The sequence below is a fragment of the Paraburkholderia sp. UCT70 genome, assembly GCF_050434085.1.
Taxonomy (GTDB): Bacteria; Pseudomonadota; Gammaproteobacteria; order Burkholderiales; family Burkholderiaceae; genus Paraburkholderia; species Paraburkholderia tuberum.
The window spans coordinates 1,994,125-2,012,111 of the sequence record NZ_JBNPVZ010000002.1 but is presented as its reverse complement, the minus strand read 5'-3'; the positions used below and the strand labels follow the sequence as shown (position 1 = coordinate 2,012,111).

Sequence of the window (17,987 nt, the reverse complement as noted above, 5' to 3'; positions counted from 1 at the left end):
GTGACAGCGCGAGTGTGCAGGCCGTAACACGTGTGAACGCCGAGCAAGCCTCGAAAAGGTCGATGCGCAGGCCGACCCGACTGCCATTACGGGGAAGGCTGATACGGCTGGGTGAATGAGCAGGCAGGACATCCAGTCGCTGCGCCGGGGTAGTGGCGACAGCATGCACACAAGGGAAGCGCACGCAACACGGGAAGCCCCCTGGCGTGGTCAGGGATGACCAACCGGACGCCCGTGAGGGACAGGCCGGGCGCCTTGGGGTGACGGAGAGGCCCGTAGTACCGCTGAAGCCGGGTAATGCCGGTGGAGGAAAGGGGCCTCAGTTCAAGACAAACGCAACACGTAGTGAGGGACCTGGAGATTGGGAAACCTATCAACTCCGATCAGTGTTCAGAAGCTGCAGATGGCGTTACACGCGAAAGCGAAGGCAGAAGCCGGGTACCGCTTCTATGCTCTGTACGACAAGATCTATCGTGAGGATGTGCTGGCGCATGCGTACGCCCAGTGCCGCTCGAACAGGGGCGCCCCGGGTGTCGATCGGCAAGACTTCACGGAGGTCGAAGCGTATGGGGTGCAGAAATGGCTTGGCGAACTGGCGCTTGCGCTCAGGCAGGAGACTTACCGGCCGGACCCTATCAGACGAGTGTTTATCCCGAAGGCCAATGGCAAGCTGAGGCCACTGGGCATCTCGACCTTGCGAGATCGGGTGTGCATGACAGCAGCGATGCTGGTGCTCGAACCGATCTTCGAAGCTGACCTCCCACCAGAGCAGTACGCTTACCGCCCGGGGCGAAATGCCCAGCAAGCGGTGATCGAGGTGGAAGAGCGGCTGCATAGAGGGCAAACGGACGTCGTAGACGCCGACCTCGCGGACTACTTCGGAAGTATTCCCCACGCCGATTTGATGTTGTCGCTCGCGCGACGCATCGTGGATCGGCGCGTGCTGCATCTGATCAGGATGTGGTTGGAGTGCTCCGTTGAAGAAACCGATCACCGAGGCCGGAAGACACGTACGACCGAGGCCAAGGACAGCAGGCGCGGCATTCCGCAAGGCTCACCCATCTCACCACTGCTGGCGAATATCTACATGCGCCGGTTTGTGTTGGCATGGAAGAAGCTCGGGCTCGAGCGAAGTCTTGGCAGTCGAATCGTGACCTACGCGGACGATCTGGTGATCCTGTGCAAGCGAGGCAAAGCTGAAGAAGCGTTGTCTCGACTGCGCGAGATCATGAGCAAGCTGAAGCTGACGGTCAACGAGGAGAAGACACAACTTTGTGCGGTTCCGGAAGGGGAATTCGATTTCCTGGGTTACACGTTTGGGCGGATGTACTCAGCGACGACTGGTCAGGCCCGCATGGGCATGCGTCCGTCGAAGAAGAGTATCCGGCGCATGGTTGAGAAGGTTCATGCGCTGACCGCCGCTTCTATGACGTGGCTGGATACCACGGAGCTGGTTGGCAAGTTGAATCGCATGCTACGCGGCTGGGCGAACTACTTTAAGGTAGGGACGTTCAGACGCGCGTACCGGGCGCTCGACAGCTATACCGCTGCGCGGTTGCGCCGGTGGTTACGGAACAAGCATAAGGTCAGGCGTCGCCGGGGCGGGAGCTATCCACTCCAGCACCTCTACGGGCACTTCGGTCTCGTACGCCTGACGGGCCCTTGGCTGTAACTTGCCGTGTACGAAGGCGTGATGTCTTGTCCGAGAGCCGGATGCGGGAAATCTGCATGTCCGGTTCGATGAGCGGGGTGTGAAAACGGAGCAACGGTGAGGTTATTCGGGCACCGCCAGACGAAAGAGGCGGCAACAGACAAACCCAGCCTAACGCCACCGCGTCACATCTCGACTCTACTCGCCCGACACCGCCCCGACGATCCGGGTCACGTGCCTGGATCGTCTGGGGGCGTCCTCACCGGTGGCGTCCGAATCTTCGGACCCTGCGCAACGAATTCCAGGTGAAATGATGAACCCGCGGTCGATACGCATCGCCGGCCACATGGTGTTGACCTCGTTGACACTTTACGTCGCCGATGTATTGCTGCGCACTAACAACAGCGTTGCAGGCGCGATGTTGCTGATCCTCGGGACGTTGGTCATACATCTCCTTCGCCCCATAATCCATTCGAGCATCGAGCCGCCTTCGATGAGCTTTCGCGTCTGGCTCAACAAATCCTCGCTTCGCAAGCTGATCGCGACACTGGCTGCGGCTCGACAGCCTGACCACGAGCGAGCGCGAAGAACTCTCGCGCCTGCGCCGCAAGACTCGCCTGCTCAAGCTTGAGCGTGAGATTCCGGTGGACATCGACGCCACTAACATGATCACGGCCACCCAGGTAGGTGGATGTCGATCGACATGATCGCGCGCGTAAGTCCGTCGTTTCGGGCCGAGCGGACGTTCGACCGTCAGAGTGACGGTCTGGTTGAACGTCTCTGGCTGGCCGTACTGAGTCCGACAGGCGTCCGGCTCAGTACGGCCCCGAGCCGTCGTTCGGTGTGTCACGAATAAAGGGCTGCTACGCATTGCCAACGGACTTTCAGATCGGGCAAGCATCGCTTCGTTCGCACCCGACGCCGCAGGATACGGTTCTCGACAGATTCCCAGCCTCGGCGGTCATCAGCCGTCCGTCGAAACGGTGGTAGCCTCCCATGCATCGATTTCCACGTTCAATGCCGACAACTTGTCTCGAACGAGCCCGAGTGCGTCGCTACCGAGCAAAAGACGCGTGGGCGGATGATCCCCTGCAATGGCGGCCAGCATTGCGCGCGCCGCTTTCCTGGGATCTCCCAATTGCTTGCCGCTTTTTTCCTCGCGGGCCCGGCGGATGGGATTGAAAATATCGTCGTAATCCGAAATCGAGCGGGGGGTCCGCGTCATCGAGCGACCTGCCCAGTCAGTGCGAAATGAGCCCGGCGCCACGGCCGTCACGGCAATACCGAAGGGCTTGACCTCTTTGCCAAGCGCCTCGGAGATGCCCTCCAACGCAAACTTGCTCCCGCAGTAATAAGCGATTCCCGGCATCGTGATGTAGCCGCCCATCGATGTGATATTCAGAATGTGGCCGCGGCGGCGCTCACGCATGAACGGCAGGACGGCCTTCATCATGGCGACCGCACCAAATACATTCACATCGAACTGTCGGCGCATATCCGAGAGCGGCGATTCCTCCATGATGCCCTCGTGGCCGTAGCCGGCATTGTTGACCAGCACATCGATTGGTCCGACGCCAGCCTCGATTTCCGCCACGACGCCGTCGATCGCGTCGAAGTCGGTCACGTCGAGCACACGTCCCCAAGCGGCATCCGCGGATGCGGACTCGAATTCACGCTTTGCCTGGGCACTTCTCACCGTACCGACGACCTTGTGACCCACCGCCAGCGCTTCCTGTGCGAGCGCGCGGCCAAAGCCGCTGCTGACGCCGGTGATGAGCAGAGTTTTGCTGGTTGCCATTAGAGCTTCTCCCGAATGTCGATTGGAGAGTGCATACTAATCTGACCAGAGAGGCAAATTAAGCCGAATTCCGCTGATTTTCTTGCATAAAACTATGAACACGATACGCGCTTTGGCCCAGCATTCAGCTCTATCCTCTCGAAGCCAGAAACGCATGATTGTCCTGCTACGCGCGTTGGCGCCCGACGAGGGCTACAACCTGACGGCACTGCCGAGCGTCCGCATCTTGCGGTCGAACCGGGCGCTATCGCGCACGCCCGTTCTGTACGACCCCGGTATCGTGATCGTCTGCCAGGGCCGCAAGCGAGGATATTTCGGCGACCAGCTCTACCTGTACGACGAGCGTCACTACCTGGCCGTGTCCGTGCCCGTGCCGTTCAGCATGGAGACCGACGCAACCGAGGAGCGCCCACTGCTCGCGCTGTATCTGCACCTCGATTTCGCATTGGCCGCCGAACTTGCGGAGCGGATCGACCGCGAAGGCGTGGGGGAGTGCGCACCAGCACCTCAAAGCATGATGTCGACGCCGATGGATGACGCAATGCAAGCGTCCGTGCTGCGCTTCCTCGAGGCGATGCATCGGCCACTCGAATCTGCTGTGTTGGGCGCCGGGCTGCTGCGTGAACTGTATTTCCGGGTGCTCACCGGAGCCCAGGGAGGCTCGTTGCGCGAGGCTTTGGCGATGCGAGGACAGTTCGGCCAGATAGGCCGCTCACTCCGCCTGATTCATGCAAGCTATGCGCAGCCCCTCGACGTAAGGCAACTGGCCGACGAAGCGGGTATGAGCATTCCGAGTTTCCACAGCCACTTCAAGGCAATTACGCAGGTGTCGCCGATGCAATATGTGAAGTCGACGCGCCTTCATCAGGCTCGCCTGTTAATGGTGCGCAATGAGCTAACCGCGGAGGCGGCGGGACACGCTGTGGGTTATGCGAGCCCGTCCCAGTTCAGCAGGGAATTCAGGCGTCTGTTTGGCTTGACGCCTGCCGCAGAGGCTAAGCGTATGCGCGAGAGCTTCGCGATCCCGGCAGTATTCGCTGATACAACTTATGTCTCGTCGCACTGAATTTGCCGCGGTTCGGTTCGATCGTAGATCAGTGATCGGACATCCACGATGTGTCTGCTAGACGGTGAGAAGCATGCGCCCACAACGTCGTCATGGAGGACGGTTACTTTTGACGAGGGAGGCTTTCAGCGCAGGTTGAAACCCGCCGCGAGTAACCGTCTTCGCTGGCCGCGGGTAGCCAGACCGCCGGCCCCGCGTCGTAATCGAGGCAGCGCTGGATCACAACCGGCACCGGTGAGCGCGAACGTTCGATATCGCACCGATTGTCCGAAAGTTAGGGGGGATACTGGGACGGTGGCCGTTTTCAAGCGGCGGTGCAAATCACCGAGCCAATGGATCAAGTGACTGCATGAAGGACTCAATCAACAACACACCGCTGGTCGCTCGGCTGCGCGACGTAGAAACCAAATGGAAACGATCCCATGCCCAAGATCTTTTTCGAGCGGCCTGGTAAAGGCCCCGTGTTGACCGCTTCTCTTGACGACGAATACACAATCGCGGTCACGCGCCCAGATGGCTGTGCGTGTGTGGATGACGAAGCACGAACTCGTCGGGCCATGTGCCTGCGTGAGGGTTCGCGAAAACGTCGCAAGGCTAAAGTTCTTGCGCAGCAACGACTCGAAACCCGCGGGCAGATGCGATTGGTGGAATGACTATCGCTCCCATTCGCCGGAGTCTTCTTGAATCGAAGCCTGCGCGATAAACGCAACTCAGCTATGTCTGACTGCGCGAGAGCAGCCGCGGCCGGAGTTGTCGAGGCGTTGCGGCCGGGTCAAGCCACTTTCTCTTCCACCGCGATGCAGTAACGTCGATCTCATTGAGCATGAGGCATCTGAAACAATAAACCGGGTAACACTGGTCGACAACCCAATGAGGCGGCGTCTGGATGGCTTTCCAATCTCCTGTCGCCGAGACGAGACTCTTTTGAAGGCAGATCTGGCAGAGATGAGCGTACCAGCGGACACAGGATCCATCCCGCTTTGCCGAGGTTCGGCAAAGCCATCCCCACGCCTGTTTCCGATAGCATGCCTGCGCTCACCTGACACGGCGCCACGACACGCCCCAATCAACTGCCAATCGCGATCCAACGTCGCGCGAGACTTGATGGTTTCTGGTTTTGACGACGGCAGGTTTCAGATCGCGACACAACCCCGTGCCCGCTCCCGCTGCTGAAACTTTATAACTAAAAAATTTGGAGAAATTGCAGAATGGACCGTTTCGATACAGCAATCCAAACTTTCCTGACGCACATTGCTTTGAGTTGCGCCATGTTGAACCACGCGACAAGAATCATCGCGGACCTATACACATTCAAAGGTTTGGTGCTCATGCCCGTATTGTGGTGGATATGGTTCAAACCCAGCCAGCGTGGCGAATGGGAGCGTGAAATGGTCGTCGCGACGATCGCGAGCGGCCTTCTTGCGCTCGCAATATTCAGGCTCGTTGCGCATTATTTACCATTCCGTATGCGGCCTCTCTTTAATCCTGAACTGCACTTGAGTTTTCCATCGGGTGGTCTGGAAGCGGCCGTGCTGCCAGCCTGGAGCTCCTTTCCGAGTGACCACGCAATGCTATGGATTTCGGTCGCAACGGGGATCTTTCTGGTTTGGCGCGGCGTCGGCGTGCTCGCACTTTTATACACCGCGATCTTCATTTGTCTGCCGCGCGTTTATCTCGGCTGGCACTATCCGACCGACATACTTGCGGGGGCGACGATTGGAGCGACCATCACCTGGATCATGACTCGGGACGCCGTTAGAACGCGTTTTTCAGTGCCGATTCTGGGGTGGATGCACAGATTTCCCGGGCCCTTTTATACCCTGTTGTTTGCCTTGTGTTTTGAACTGGTAACCCAGTTCAACGAGTTACTGCTCCTGGGGCGGTCGGTATTACAAGGCCAATGATTACGCGGGGAAAGCGCGCGCCAGGCTGAGATCGACCAAGCGTATCTGATCGATACCGCCAGTTCATTGTCTTTTGATGGGGCGCAGCAAGTGCTTGATAGTCGGCAAATCGCACAGGCTCGTCATGGCGTGACGGTTTTGCCCGACGTGTCGACCTCGATCCTCCAGTCGCCTTGCTCGAGCCAGTCATCACCGAGCAGTTCCGCCGGATGCTGGGTGCGGCTCCGCCCGTTCGCAGCCGTCGTGTCGGACACTGCGACGGCCTGGCAGGAGCTTCACGGGCTTCTGCATCCCGGCGAGCGTTGACCGGGCCGATCACCTTGAGCTCCACGGCCACGATGAACAACGAATAAGAAGAACATCATGCGTAACATCCTTACCATGCGTACTCAGCGCCGCGCAAAATCGATGAAGAAGCAAAAGGGCGCGGTGGCAATCATGGTCGCGCTGCTGCTGCTTATGCTCCTGAGCTTCGCGGCGCTCGCGATTGACATTGGCAACCTGATGCTCGCCCGCACTCAGGCACAGACTGCCGCCGACGCTGCTGCGCTTGCAGGGGCACAGTGCCTATATGCCCAAGCCAACAACCCTGGCTGCAACAACGCGAACGCCGCCAATCCGGATTGGAACGACTCGCAGACCGAGGCTGTTTCGTTCGGACCGAATAACAACGTCCAAGGGGCCGCCGTGCAACTGCATCCGTCGGATGTCACTACCGGCTATGCGAATGTCACCGATGTTGCGGCTGGTGTATCCCAGGCAACCGTGCCGGTAGCAAGCGGAAACATCGTGCCTGCGGTCCAGGTGACGGTCCACAAGGACGGGACCGACTCTAACGGGGTCGTTCCGGTGTATCTGGCACAAGTGCTGAACATCGCATCGCTGAAAACGAGTGCGACAGCGACTGCGGTCGTGGCTAGTCCGGGAACCGCTGAAGTTGGGGCACTGTTCCCGATCGTGATGTCGCGATGCCTCTACGACACCTACTGGAATTCGGCGACCAATTCACCCGATCTTGCTACCAGTACAACCGACCCCCAAGCGGCGAACAACGGCACGCCAATTCCGCAAACGATCGGGCAACCGTACATCTTTGCGATCAGAGCGTCGTACCAGGCCGCCAATTGCAACGCAGGGCAGTGGACTTCCCTCTCATCGGCGAACAGCCAGCTTGGTTCCAGCAACATAGTCGGGTTGATGACGAGCGGAAACGCGAGTCCGATGTCTATCGGCGAACCGATCGATCTTGAAACGGGCCTAAATAGCAATGCGTTCCACAGTGTTGCAACGTGTAGTCAGATCCCGGCGGGTTCGGCGGGGAGTTGTGCCTGGGTGACGGTAGCTGTAGTGAGTAACGTCACGGGGGGACAAGGGAGTACTCCGCCGATAGTCGCATTCGGGTGCCTGCACATCCTGAACGAGACGGGCAACGGCTCCAACGCAGTCATCACCGTTCAGATGGGCAACGATCCCAACTACTGCAAAAACAACCAAACGGACGGCATCGGGCCCAACTATGGGACGATCATGATGCCCCGGTTGGTTCAGTAGCTTTGCAATCGAGACGTCGTGGCAATCAGGGCCGACACGTTGGGGCGAACTCGGCCTTCTGGCGCGTCATGACCGGCCAGTCACACCAACTTTTTTCTACCGTCGCGACCTGTGTTGCCCGTCGCGGCTATTCGGTCACGCTACGCCCGACGAAATTGAACCGCCTGATCGCTTTGCGCTCATTTGCGCCCGGTTGCCAGCCTTGATTGCTCTCATTGGTCTCCTGGCGACTTTGTGGTTGGGGTCGCCAGCGAGTTGTTAACCCCGTAAGCGGGGGGGCGGGACGTCGAGCTACTGTTCGCGCTATTCGGCTGGCCCGAGGTCGGCGACCCGGCGCCGCTGTCCGTGTTGGTGGCACCAGGCGTGCCGTAGCCACTCGTCGCAGCGGCCGGCGACTGTGTGGTCGGAGTCGCCAGCGTGTTGTTGCTTTGTGCATATACGCCGCCCGACAGCGTGAGTGCGGCGACGGCCGCGATCAATGTGCTGGTTGCCTTGTTCATGACACGCTTCTCCTTGGTTGGACTGCGATTTCGACGCAAACGATGCTTTCGTACTGTTTCCGTCGTGCTCGCCCAATGCCAAGTTTAGGAAAGCGGTGGCTGATAGTTATGCGCATTATTCACAATTGTGAATATCGATTTTCGGCGCTAACCGGGTAACCTGACGCGCGCTGGTCCCCAATCTGAGGCTATCAGTCACCGCGCGCAAGACGGCCACTGCGGCCGCCATTATTTCTGTTCCCGCATCCACGGCGTAAACGTGATTCCGACCAGCAATCCTTCCGGCCCGATGAAACGACTGACCGTCTGGCCCCACGGCTCATTCCGGTTCCTGACCAGCATCCGATACCCTTGCGATTCAAGTTCCGCCGTCGCCGCCTGGACGTCATCGACATCAAACTCGATCCAGGCTTGCGGGATGGGTACGTCGCGAGGCCACGAATCCGTGCCGAAGCACGACTGGGAGGCGTGGGAGAGCGGCCACAAGGCGAAGGAGTTTGCGCCGTTCAGACCCTCCGTATGGAGATAGCCGCCGTTCTCTTCCTTGAAGGGGATACCGAAGGCCCGACCGTAGAGATCGCGGCTTGCCTGGGCTTCAATCACAATCGGGCCAAAACCTGCGATGAACAAGGCCGTGGCTTTTGGGACCTTTTCCATGGCTTCTCCTTTGCCGCGAAAGAGCGGCGCGATGAAGAACGAACATGTTCGCCACGCCCATCGAACTGCTCTGGCGGCGAGTTTTCCGGTACCGCGGGGCATGGCATGGTTGAGTGTAGGCTTGTTTCGGGTGGCCGGCAGGCATCCCTGCCCGTCAGCGAATGGCGATCGGGCCCGATTGGCTTTTCATTCACTCCTCAATTCGCCGGAATCGTCACCACCGGCGCCTTGCTGCTGGTATCCGCTTCCGCGAGCGCCATCAGATTCTGCACGACCGTAAACGCGTATTTCGAATCGAAGTCATTGCGCTCGACCCAATACACCGAAGGCCCATACGCGATCGACACATACGCGTCGTCCGGCGCGGCCTTGCCCGAGTGCACGATGATCGTCGGCCGCGTCTCGCCGCCGATCAGCCCGACGGTCGGCTTCGTCGAACCATCGCTGATGCGCCCCCGCGGCACCTGCACCTGGGCGCCGAGATCGCTGAGGATGCCGAGCACCGAGCGCGTAACCATCGGAATACGCTCACCCTTCTGAGACGTCGACGAAGGCCCATACACGACCTCATAGCTACGCGTCTTCGCCGACAGATGCAGCAGCCTGCGCACGCGCGCGACATCGGCGGCGGTGCTCGGCGACTCGCCGCTCGCGGTCGCGCCGATCGACAGAAACACGGCCAATGCGGGTCTTTGGCCGCCTCTGAGATCGGCCCTCGCATCGAGCTGACGCGTCTCGACGTTCAACTCGCCAGCCATTTGCAGACGACGCAAGGCCTGCAGCAATTCGAAGAAGCCCGGGGCGCCCGCGCTGTTGTCGCCGCCGAGCGCATCGCCGTTGCGCAGCCCGCCGATCGATTGGGCGGTGATGCGCAACAGCAGATCGATCGGCACGCCGCCCTCGGCGAGCGGCAACACGAGTGCCGGCGCGAGCGGCCGGATATACGCGGACGCGAACGCTTCGCCGGTGGTCGGCGTGAACGTGAAGGTCGGCCGGTTCGCGTACGACACGCTGCCGGTCGCCTGCGCGTAGTTCGGCATGCTGCCCGTGCCGGCGTTGACGGTCGCGCCGCCGGTGGTGTCGAACGTGTAGGCGGCGATGATGCTGCTGACGGTCAGGAACGCGGGCGCATCGCCGTAGCGCAGACCGATCACGGCGGCGAGGATCGCGCGCTTCTTCGCGTCGCCGAGCGCGCGCGCATAGTCGACCTGGTCGGCCTTCAGACGCGAGGGGCCGATATGCACGCAGGCGGACGTGAGGCAGGCCGCGCACAACGCGGCGGCCACCGAAGCGGTTCTGAGCATGGGCGGGTGCGAGCGGAAGCAATCCGCTGAACAATGGAGTTTGCGCTCGGCGGTAGCAGAACCCATTCCCGCGCAAGCGGCGGCCCGCCCCCGGGGCCGCTTCGTTGTCGGTTCGATGCATCGCGCGGCGCTGTGGCGCGTGCGTCGACGCGAAACGGCGTTGGCACGCTTTACCGTCGCTTTGCAAGAATTGCAGAAATTCGCGCGGGTCCGATGCCCGGCCATCAAGCCTTGACGTTAATGCCGTCTTGCGCGTTGTTCTCGCCGCCTCGTTCAAGCGTGCTGCGATATGCGCTCGACTGCATCCCGGCAAGCCGGCTCAGCGTACGCGACAGATCACGCGCGCCTTCGAGACCGATCAACGCGGTCTCGATCGGCTGATCGGAGGCGATGAAGAGCGCACGCTTGCGGTCGTAGAAGATGTCGATCAGCCAGATGAGGCGCTGCAGCGTATGCGGCTGCCTCAGCGCTTCCGTATGCAGACGATCGACGATCAAGCCTTGCCATTGCCCGGCGAGATCGAGGTAGTCGAGGTGCGAGCGGCTTGCGACGCACAACTGCTCGAAGTCCGCCCACAGCAGCGCGCGGCCGGCTGCCCGCGCTTCGAGCGGCCGGCCCGCCGCGCTCAGCCTGATCGGCTCGATCGCAGCGTCGCGTTCATGGCTCGTGAAGATATCGCACAACGCGGCCTCGCTCGAGGTGTCGAGCGGCGCGAAAAAGCGCGGCACCTCGTCCGCTTCGCCGCCGAAGCGGTAATCGCGCACGCCGTCGAAATGGATCACCGTGAAGCCGCGTTTGATCTGCGCGATGGTCGGCAGAAAGCGCTCGTGAAGCTCGGGGTCGGGCAACAGATCGTCCGGTGCGTAGTTCGACGTCAGCACGATACGCGTGCCCAGGTTGATCGCGGTGTCGAGAAAGCGGCCCATCAGGAACGCGTCGGCGATATCGTACACATGGAATTCGTCGAAGCACAGCAGGTCGATACCGTCGAGCCATTGCCGCGACACGTCGCCGAGCCGGTCGTCGCCACGCGGCGCGTGCACGAGCCGGCGGTTCATCTCGCGCAGGAACTCGTGGAAATGCAGGCGTCGTTTGCGGCATGGCGCAAGCTCGAACAGCGTATCGACGACAAGGCTCTTACCGCGGCCCGGCAGTCCGTGACAGTAGACGCCTTGCGGCCCGAACGCGGCGGTGGACCATGCCTGCCGCGCGCGCTGCTGCGCGCCGACAAACCCGACGAGCGCGCCGATGGCCTCGCGCTGCCGTGCATCGGCAGAGATGCCGCGCGCGGTCAGTGCGCGCGCGATGCGGGTTTCGTCAAGCATGGGCAAGAGCGTCCATGCCTGATGACGCGAATGATGCGACTTGCGCGAATGACGGGGTTTGGGCCGCCGCGAAAACGGCGAGGACGTGTGTGAGCATGAGATAACGGCCGACGTGATGGCCTGCGGCGAAGCAGACCCAATGAGCGCGTGCACGGAGCGCGCGCCATTTTACCAGCCACGTTCTGCGTCGAACGTTGGCGCGCACACGCGTCGTCGAGCCGCTACCGCGTCATTTGTCGTGATGCCCCGGCAGCACGGCACCGAGCATCTGCTTCGCCGTTTCGACCACCACGTTGGCCTGATCGGGGTCGCCCTTCATCAACGTCTCGGCGAACGCTTTGGCCTGCGCGAGCGTGACATGCGGCGGCAGCGGCGGCACGTTCGGATCGGCCTTCACCTCGATCACGACCGGACGATTCGACGCGAGCGCGTCGTCCCAGGCGGTGGCCATCTGATCGGGATTGTCGACATAGATGCCCTTCAGACCGATCAGCTCCGCGAAGCGGTGATACGGCACGGACGGAATGCTCTGCGAGGCCTCGAACTTCGGATCGCCTTCCATCACGCGCTGCTCCCATGTGACCTGATTCAGGTCGCCATTGTTGAGCACCATGCAGATCCAGCGCGGATCGCTCCAGCCTTGCCAGTACTTCGCGACTGTGATCAGCTCCGCCATGTTGTTCATCTGCATCGCGCCGTCACCGACGAGCGCGATCACGGGCCGCTCGGGGTACGCGAACTTCGCGGCGATCGCATAGGGCACGGCCGCGCCCATCGACGCGAGCCCGCCCGACAGCGAGCACATCATGCCGCGCTGCACTTGCAGATCGCGTGCGTACCAGTTCGCGACCGAGCCCGAATCGCTGGCGACGATCGCGTTCGAGGGAATGCGCTTCGACAGCTCCCAGACCGAGAGCTGCGGATTCAGGCCATCTTTCGCGGGTTCGTGCGCGCGTTTCTCCAGCGTCTTCCACCAGTCGGACACCCAGCCTTCGATGCGCTCGCGCCACAGCCGATCCTTCTTTTCCTCGAGTAGCGGCAGCAGCGCGCGCAGCGTCTCGGCGCTATCGCCGACGAGGTTAACTTTCATCGGATAACGCAGGCTCAGCATGTCGGCCTTGATGTCGATCTGCACGCCGCGCGCGTCGCCTTCCTTCGGCAGAAATTCCGAGTAGGGGAAGCCCGAGCCGATCATCAGCAACGTATCGCAATGGGTCATCATGTCGTAGCTCGGCTTCGTGCCGAGCAGGCCGATCGAACCGGTCACCCACGGCAGATCGTCGGGTAGCGCGGCCTTGCCGAGCAGCGCCTTGGCGACGCCGGCGCCGAGCTTCTCGGCGATCGCGATCACTTCGTCGGTCGCGTGCAGCGCGCCCGCGCCGACCAGGATAGCGACCTTGCGGCCCGCGTTCAGCACGTCGGCGGCCTGGCGCAACTGCTCGTCGCTCGGCACGACGCGCGGGCGCGCGTAACCGATGCCCGAATGCAGCGTGCCATGCGTGCGCCCCGGCGGCTCGTAGGACATGTCCTGCAGATCGTTCGGCAGTATCAGCGCCGTGACCGCGCGCTCGGCGAGCGCGATGCGCACCGCGCGATCGACCAGGTGGCGGACCTGCGCGGGCATCGTCGCAAAGCCGACGAACGAGCCGGCCACGTCCTTGAACATCGCGGGCAGATCGAGCTCCTGCTGATAGTGTCCGCCGATCGCCGCGCGTGCCTGCTGACCGGTAATCGCCAGCACCGGCATGTGATCCATGCGCGCGTCGTACAGCCCCGTCAGCAGATGCGATGCGCCCGGCCCCGAGGTGGCGATGCACACGCCCAACTCGCCGGTGAACTTCGCATGCGCGGCGGCCATGAAAGCGGCCATTTCTTCGTGTCGAACCTGAATGAATTCGATCGGGCCTGGCTGATCCGTGCTTTTGTGGCGTTTCTTCGCTTCGCTCTGCGCGCGGTTCAACGCGCCGAACACGCCGTTGATGCCATCGCCTGGATAGCCGTAGATACGCCGCACGCCCCATGCATGCAGCCTCCCGATGATGAAATCGCCGACGGTTTCAGCCATGATCCTCGCTCCCTCGATAGCCAGTCGATGCCGCCGCGCGAAAAGGGCGGCTATGGTCGGTATCGAGCGAGCAAGGGTTGTTCCTTGCGACTGGCTTGCTTAGCCGGTCTTGATCCTCGGTTGCGGCGCGTCGAGTGGTTCGTGGCCGAAGCGCTCGTATTGCGATATCACCTGCGCGCCGAACAGCAGCAGTGTCGCGAGCCATTCGAAGCTGAGCAGGATCACGATCGCCATCGTCAGCGAACCGTAGACGACGCTGACCTGCGACAGCGTGGCGAAATACCAGACCAGCACGTGCCGCGTGATCTCCCACAACGCGCCGGCCACCACGCCGCCGATCAGCGCGTGTTTGAGCGACGGCCGTCCCACCGGCATCACCAGATACACCGAGGTCAGCACGAAGATTTCGCCGGCGAGCCCGAACAGATACAGCATCACTCGCGAGAAGCCCTGCAACGACACGTGCAGGCCGAACAGTCTGAGTCCTTCTGCGCCGATCGTGTCGAGCGCGCTCGACACGAACGTGACGAGCAGCAGCCCCACGCCGAGAAACAGGATGTAGCAGTACGGCAGCAGCGCCGAGATCAGGAAGTGGCGCCGCTTCACGACGACCCGATGCACGAAGATCAGCGACATCGCGTTTTCGAGCACGGTGAACGCGAGCGAGCTGAAGAAGATCATCGTCAGCAGCAGCACCCAGCCGATTACCGCGCGATGCAGCAGGAAGTTCGACAGCTCACGCACGAGCGCGGCCGATTGTCCGGGCACGAGCCAGCGCAGCAGATGCGCAAGCGCGTCGAGCACCAGCTGCTGCGGCACCACACGCGACAACACGATGACGATCAGGATCAGCAGCGGCACGATGGACAGCAACGCGTAGTACGCGACCGCGCCCGCGAGCAGCAGCCCCTGGTTCGCGCGAAACGCTTTCAGCGTTTGCAGCAGGAAGCGCCAGGGATGTCTGGCGATATACAGCGCTTGCTGGTCGAGCAGGATCGGCATGAGGCCTCGCGGTGCGCGCCTGGCACTGCCGGATGGCAGCCGCTCTCGACACGCCTGTGTGCTTTATATACCGTAAGCAGAAACGGGGCCATCAATGGCGGGGCATATAGTTTGCTTGGCCGCGTTCGCAAGATCGCGTTCCCTTGCCGAGGACAGCCGATGGATCAGTCGCCGCGTCAGACCGACACCGCGCCGCAAGCCAACGATCTGGTGATCGCGCGGCCGGAGGGACTGTATTGCCCGCCCGGCGATTTTTACATCGATCCGTGGCGGCCGGTCGAACGCGCGGTGATCACACATGCGCATTCCGACCACGCGCGTTTCGGTCATCAGCGCTACCTGGCCACGCGCGCGGGCGCGAGCGTGCTGCTATCGCGGCTGCCGGGCATCGCGCTGCACACGCTCGACTACGGCGAGCCGCTGACGATTGGCGCGGCGCGCGTGTCGCTGCATCCGGCCGGGCACGTGCTCGGCTCGGCGCAGGTGCGCATCGAGCACGCGGGCCACGTGTGGGTGGCGTCGGGCGACTACAAGCTCGAAGCCGATCCGACCTGCGCCGCGTTCGAACCGGTGCGCTGCGATACGTTCATCACCGAATCGACGTTCGGTCTGCCGATCTATCGCTGGGATACGCCGCAAAGCGTGTTCGATTCGATCGATTCATGGTGGCGTCACAACGCCTCCGAAGGGCGCGCATCGGTGCTGTTCTGCTATTCATTCGGCAAGGCGCAACGCGTGCTCGCGAGTGTCGATGCGGCGATCGGGCCGATCTTCTGCCACGGCGCGCTCGAGCCGCTCAATCGCGCGTATCGCGACGCGGGCGTGCGTCTGCCGGCGGTCGGTCTGGTCGGCGAGATTGCCGCGAAAGACAAGGGCGTATTCAAACAGGCGCTGATCGTCGCGCCGCCGTCCGCGCAGAACAGCGCGTGGCTCAAGCGCTTCGGCGACTACAGCGATGCGTTCGCGTCGGGCTGGATGCGCCTGCGCGGTGCGCGTCGCCGGCGCGGCGTCGATCGTGGCTTCGTGCTGTCGGATCACGCGGACTGGCCGGGTTTGCAAACGGCGATACGCGAGAGCGGCGCCTCCCGCGTGATCGTCACGCATGGCTCGATCGAACCGATGGTGCGCTGGCTCAACGAGCAGGGCCTGCACGCCAGCGCGTTCGAAACGCAATACGGCGACGATACCGTCGAAGCCGACGCGGCCGGCGCCGACCAGGCGCCGGCGGCGAGCGAATCATGACGGGCACCGTATGAAACGCTTCGCGGCTCTCTACACCGCGCTCGATGCGACCACGTCGACGCACGACAAGCTCGCGGCGCTGACCAATTATTTCTCGGTGGCCGACCCCGAAGACGCGGCATGGGCGTCGTATTTCCTCGCGGGCGGCAAGCCGCGTCAACTCGTGCCGACGCGTTTGCTGACCGAAATCGCGCGCGAGCGCGCCGGCTTGCCCGAGTGGCTGTTCGAGGAGTCGTATCACGCGGTGGGCGATCTGGCCGAGACCATCGCGCATATCCTGCCGCCCGCGTCGCGCAACTCCGAGCTGGGTCTCACGCAATGGATCGAGCAACGCATGCTGCCGTTGCGCGGCCTGCCGCCCGACGAGTTGCGCAGGCGTCTGCTCAGCTACTGGGACGAACTCGACTGGGGTGGTCGTTTCCTGCTGACCAAGCTGATCGGTGGCGGCTTTCGTGTCGGCGTCGCGCGGCAACTGGTGGTGCGTGCGCTCGCCGAAGTGGCCGGTGTCGATCACAAGCGGATCGCGCAACGAATGGTCGGCTGGACCGATTCGCAACAGAAGCCCGATGCGGCGCGCTATCTGCGTCTGATCGCGCCGCAGACCGACGACGATACGCAAGCGCGCGCGCCTGAACACGATAGCGACCTCGGCCTGCCGTATCCGTTCTTTCTCGCGCATCCCTTGCAGACCGATCCGGCGACGCTCGGCGATCCCGCGCACTGGCTGATCGAGTGGAAGTGGGACGGCATACGCGCGCAACTCGTCAAACGCGGCGGCCGCGTGTGGTTGTGGTCGCGCGGCGAGGATCTGATTACCGATCGTTTTCCCGAAGTCGCGGCATTGGGCGAGTCATTACCCGATGGCTACGTGATCGATGGCGAGATTCTCGCGTGGGAGCCCGGCGCGGCAGCGCCATTGCCGTTCGCGCGGCTGCAACCGCGCATCGCGCGCAAGACGCTGACACGCAAGATACTCGCGGATTCGCCCGCCGCGCTGCTCGCATACGATCTGCTCGAAGCAAACGGACAGGACCAGCGCATGAAACCGCTCGCTGAACGGCGCGCACGCCTCGATGCGCTGGCCAGCTCCGTCGATGGCACGCTCGCGCGTGGTTTGCTGCGCATATCGCCGCTCGTCTTTGCAGCGGACTGGACCGCGCTCGCGGCGTTGCGCGACGAGAGCCGCGCGCGCGGCGTCGAAGGTTTGATGCTCAAGGAGCGCGAGTCGATGTACGGCGTCGGTCGTACCAAGGCGTCGGGCACGTGGTGGAAATGGAAGATCGAGCCTCATGCGGTGGACGCTGTACTTGTTTACGCGCAGCGCGGTCATGGCCGTCGCGCGAGTCTTTACACGGACTACACGTTCGCGGTGTGGGACGAGGCCGACGGCGTGCGCACGTTGGTGCCGTTCGCGAAGGCCTATTCAGGGCTCACAGATGAAGAGATGCGTCGGGTCGATGCGATCGTGCGCAAGACCACCGTCGATAAATTCGGTCCCGTGCGCAGCGTGACGCCAACGCTCGTGTTCGAGATCGGCTTCGAAGGGATACAAGCGAGCTCGCGTCACAAGTCCGGCGTGGCCGTGCGTTTTCCACGCATGCTGCGCTGGCGTACGGACAAACATATCGACGACGCCGATACGCTTGCGATGCTGAAAGGCTTCATCGATAACCGTGCGGGATAACCCGCAGAGCACAAACCCCTAACATGTCGAGCATTTTTTTATCGGCATCGTCGCTTATTCTTTGTTAAGACCGCGTCATCGATTCGCGCCATCAGTGCGCAAGCGGCATGCATTGCGTGGCCCCCCAATCCGTTGAAATTACCGATAACATGCGACGCCCCGGAACGAGGCGGATAGCACAAAGACAGAGCGTCAATCGATGTTGCGCAGCGCGCACATCGCAGGCGCCGTCATTCAA

General features: G+C 62.1%; 14 protein-coding genes and 1 pseudogene. 7 read left to right on the top strand and 8 right to left on the bottom strand.

Annotation, left to right across the window (positions count from 1 at the left end):
• The first annotated feature begins 403 nt into the window (after positions 1–403).
• Positions 404–1,672: a group II intron reverse transcriptase/maturase gene (gene ltrA / locus OKW41_RS11560; RefSeq protein WP_429571360.1), complete on the top strand. Its 1,269-nt coding sequence runs from the start codon at positions 404–406 to the stop codon at positions 1,670–1,672.
• A gap of 943 nt (positions 1,673–2,615) precedes the next feature.
• Here ltrA and OKW41_RS11555 read toward each other — a convergent pair.
• Complete coding sequence (locus tag OKW41_RS11555) at positions 2,616–3,449, bottom strand: oxidoreductase (protein WP_429572556.1); 834 nt, start codon at positions 3,447–3,449, stop codon at positions 2,616–2,618.
• 154 nt (positions 3,450–3,603) lie between these two features.
• Between OKW41_RS11555 and OKW41_RS11550 the strand changes: the two genes are divergently transcribed.
• The 3 genes from OKW41_RS11550 to OKW41_RS11540 all read left to right on the top strand — a co-directional run bounded on the left by OKW41_RS11550 (position 3,604) and on the right by OKW41_RS11540 (position 6,419).
• Positions 3,604–4,515 carry an AraC family transcriptional regulator gene (locus OKW41_RS11550; RefSeq protein ID WP_429573389.1) on the top strand — a complete coding sequence of 304 codons (912 nt, stop codon included), beginning with the start codon at positions 3,604–3,606 and terminating at the stop codon, positions 4,513–4,515.
• A gap of 422 nt (positions 4,516–4,937) precedes the next feature.
• Positions 4,938–5,168 carry a hypothetical protein gene (locus OKW41_RS11545; RefSeq protein WP_429572555.1) on the top strand — a complete coding sequence of 77 codons (231 nt, stop codon included), beginning with the start codon at positions 4,938–4,940 and terminating at the stop codon, positions 5,166–5,168.
• 555 nt (positions 5,169–5,723) lie between these two features.
• Positions 5,724–6,419: a phosphatase PAP2 family protein gene (locus OKW41_RS11540; protein ID WP_429572554.1), complete on the top strand. Its 696-nt coding sequence runs from the start codon at positions 5,724–5,726 to the stop codon at positions 6,417–6,419.
• Positions 6,420–6,541: 122 nt separating this feature from the next.
• Here OKW41_RS11540 and OKW41_RS11535 read toward each other — a convergent pair.
• Positions 6,542–6,670, bottom strand: a pseudogene (locus OKW41_RS11535) (DUF3079 domain-containing protein); the annotation flags it as partial.
• 112 nt (positions 6,671–6,782) lie between these two features.
• On the opposite strand from OKW41_RS11535, the gene OKW41_RS11530 reads away from it, so the two are divergent.
• Positions 6,783–7,970 carry a pilus assembly protein TadG-related protein gene (locus OKW41_RS11530; RefSeq protein ID WP_429572553.1) on the top strand — a complete coding sequence of 396 codons (1,188 nt, stop codon included), beginning with the start codon at positions 6,783–6,785 and terminating at the stop codon, positions 7,968–7,970.
• 212 nt (positions 7,971–8,182) lie between these two features.
• On the opposite strand, the gene OKW41_RS11525 is transcribed toward OKW41_RS11530, so the two are convergent.
• From OKW41_RS11525 to OKW41_RS11500, 6 genes are all read right to left on the bottom strand, one after another.
• Positions 8,183–8,470, bottom strand: a complete 288-nt coding sequence (locus OKW41_RS11525) for a hypothetical protein (protein WP_429572552.1) — start codon at positions 8,468–8,470, stop codon at positions 8,183–8,185.
• Between the two features lie 228 nt (positions 8,471–8,698).
• Positions 8,699–9,127 (bottom strand): VOC family protein, encoded by a 429-nt coding sequence (locus tag OKW41_RS11520; protein ID WP_429572551.1) that lies wholly within the window; start codon positions 9,125–9,127, stop codon positions 8,699–8,701.
• 197 nt (positions 9,128–9,324) lie between these two features.
• Positions 9,325–10,431, bottom strand: coding sequence for a hypothetical protein (locus tag OKW41_RS11515; RefSeq protein WP_429572550.1), 1,107 nt, complete (start codon positions 10,429–10,431; stop codon positions 9,325–9,327).
• Positions 10,432–10,655: 224 nt separating this feature from the next.
• Positions 10,656–11,756, bottom strand: coding sequence for a cell division protein ZapE (zapE, locus tag OKW41_RS11510; RefSeq protein WP_429572549.1), 1,101 nt, complete (start codon positions 11,754–11,756; stop codon positions 10,656–10,658).
• Between the two features lie 229 nt (positions 11,757–11,985).
• On the bottom strand, positions 11,986–13,821 hold the full coding sequence (locus tag OKW41_RS11505; protein WP_429572548.1) for a thiamine pyrophosphate-requiring protein: 1,836 nt from the start codon (positions 13,819–13,821) through the stop codon (positions 11,986–11,988).
• Between the two features lie 99 nt (positions 13,822–13,920).
• Entirely contained in the window at positions 13,921–14,823 is a 903-nt protein-coding gene (locus OKW41_RS11500; protein ID WP_429443581.1) for a YihY/virulence factor BrkB family protein, read from the bottom strand.
• Between the two features lie 159 nt (positions 14,824–14,982).
• Here OKW41_RS11500 and OKW41_RS11495 point away from each other — a divergent pair, with 159 nt between their 5' ends.
• Together OKW41_RS11495 and OKW41_RS11490 are read left to right on the top strand one after the other, a co-directional pair.
• Positions 14,983–16,065, top strand: a complete 1,083-nt coding sequence (locus OKW41_RS11495) for a ligase-associated DNA damage response exonuclease (protein WP_429443579.1) — start codon at positions 14,983–14,985, stop codon at positions 16,063–16,065.
• A gap of 10 nt (positions 16,066–16,075) precedes the next feature.
• Positions 16,076–17,749 (top strand): ATP-dependent DNA ligase, encoded by a 1,674-nt coding sequence (locus OKW41_RS11490; RefSeq protein ID WP_429572547.1) that lies wholly within the window; start codon positions 16,076–16,078, stop codon positions 17,747–17,749.
• Positions 17,750–17,987: the final 238 nt, after the last annotated feature.

Bases quoted from the DNA above. Each gene is read 5' to 3' on its own strand.
- OKW41_RS11550 (WP_429573389.1), top strand. From the start codon at position 3,604: ATGATTGTCCTGCTACGCGCGTTGGCGCCCGACGAGGGCTACAACCTG.
- OKW41_RS11490 (WP_429572547.1), top strand. From the start codon at position 16,076: ATGAAACGCTTCGCGGCTCTCTACACCGCGCTCGATGCGACCACGTCG.
- OKW41_RS11530 (WP_429572553.1), top strand. From the start codon at position 6,783: ATGCGTAACATCCTTACCATGCGTACTCAGCGCCGCGCAAAATCGATG.
- OKW41_RS11555 (WP_429572556.1), bottom strand. From the start codon at position 3,449: ATGGCAACCAGCAAAACTCTGCTCATCACCGGCGTCAGCAGCGGCTTT.
- OKW41_RS11540 (WP_429572554.1), top strand. From the start codon at position 5,724: ATGGACCGTTTCGATACAGCAATCCAAACTTTCCTGACGCACATTGCT.
- OKW41_RS11515 (WP_429572550.1), bottom strand. From the start codon at position 10,431: ATGCTCAGAACCGCTTCGGTGGCCGCCGCGTTGTGCGCGGCCTGCCTC.
- OKW41_RS11505 (WP_429572548.1), bottom strand. From the start codon at position 13,821: ATGGCTGAAACCGTCGGCGATTTCATCATCGGGAGGCTGCATGCATGG.
- OKW41_RS11520 (WP_429572551.1), bottom strand. From the start codon at position 9,127: ATGGAAAAGGTCCCAAAAGCCACGGCCTTGTTCATCGCAGGTTTTGGC.
- OKW41_RS11495 (WP_429443579.1), top strand. From the start codon at position 14,983: ATGGATCAGTCGCCGCGTCAGACCGACACCGCGCCGCAAGCCAACGAT.
- OKW41_RS11525 (WP_429572552.1), bottom strand. From the start codon at position 8,470: ATGAACAAGGCAACCAGCACATTGATCGCGGCCGTCGCCGCACTCACG.
- zapE (WP_429572549.1), bottom strand. From the start codon at position 11,756: ATGCTTGACGAAACCCGCATCGCGCGCGCACTGACCGCGCGCGGCATC.
- ltrA (WP_429571360.1), top strand. From the start codon at position 404: ATGGCGTTACACGCGAAAGCGAAGGCAGAAGCCGGGTACCGCTTCTAT.
- OKW41_RS11545 (WP_429572555.1), top strand. From the start codon at position 4,938: ATGCCCAAGATCTTTTTCGAGCGGCCTGGTAAAGGCCCCGTGTTGACC.
- OKW41_RS11500 (WP_429443581.1), bottom strand. From the start codon at position 14,823: ATGCCGATCCTGCTCGACCAGCAAGCGCTGTATATCGCCAGACATCCC.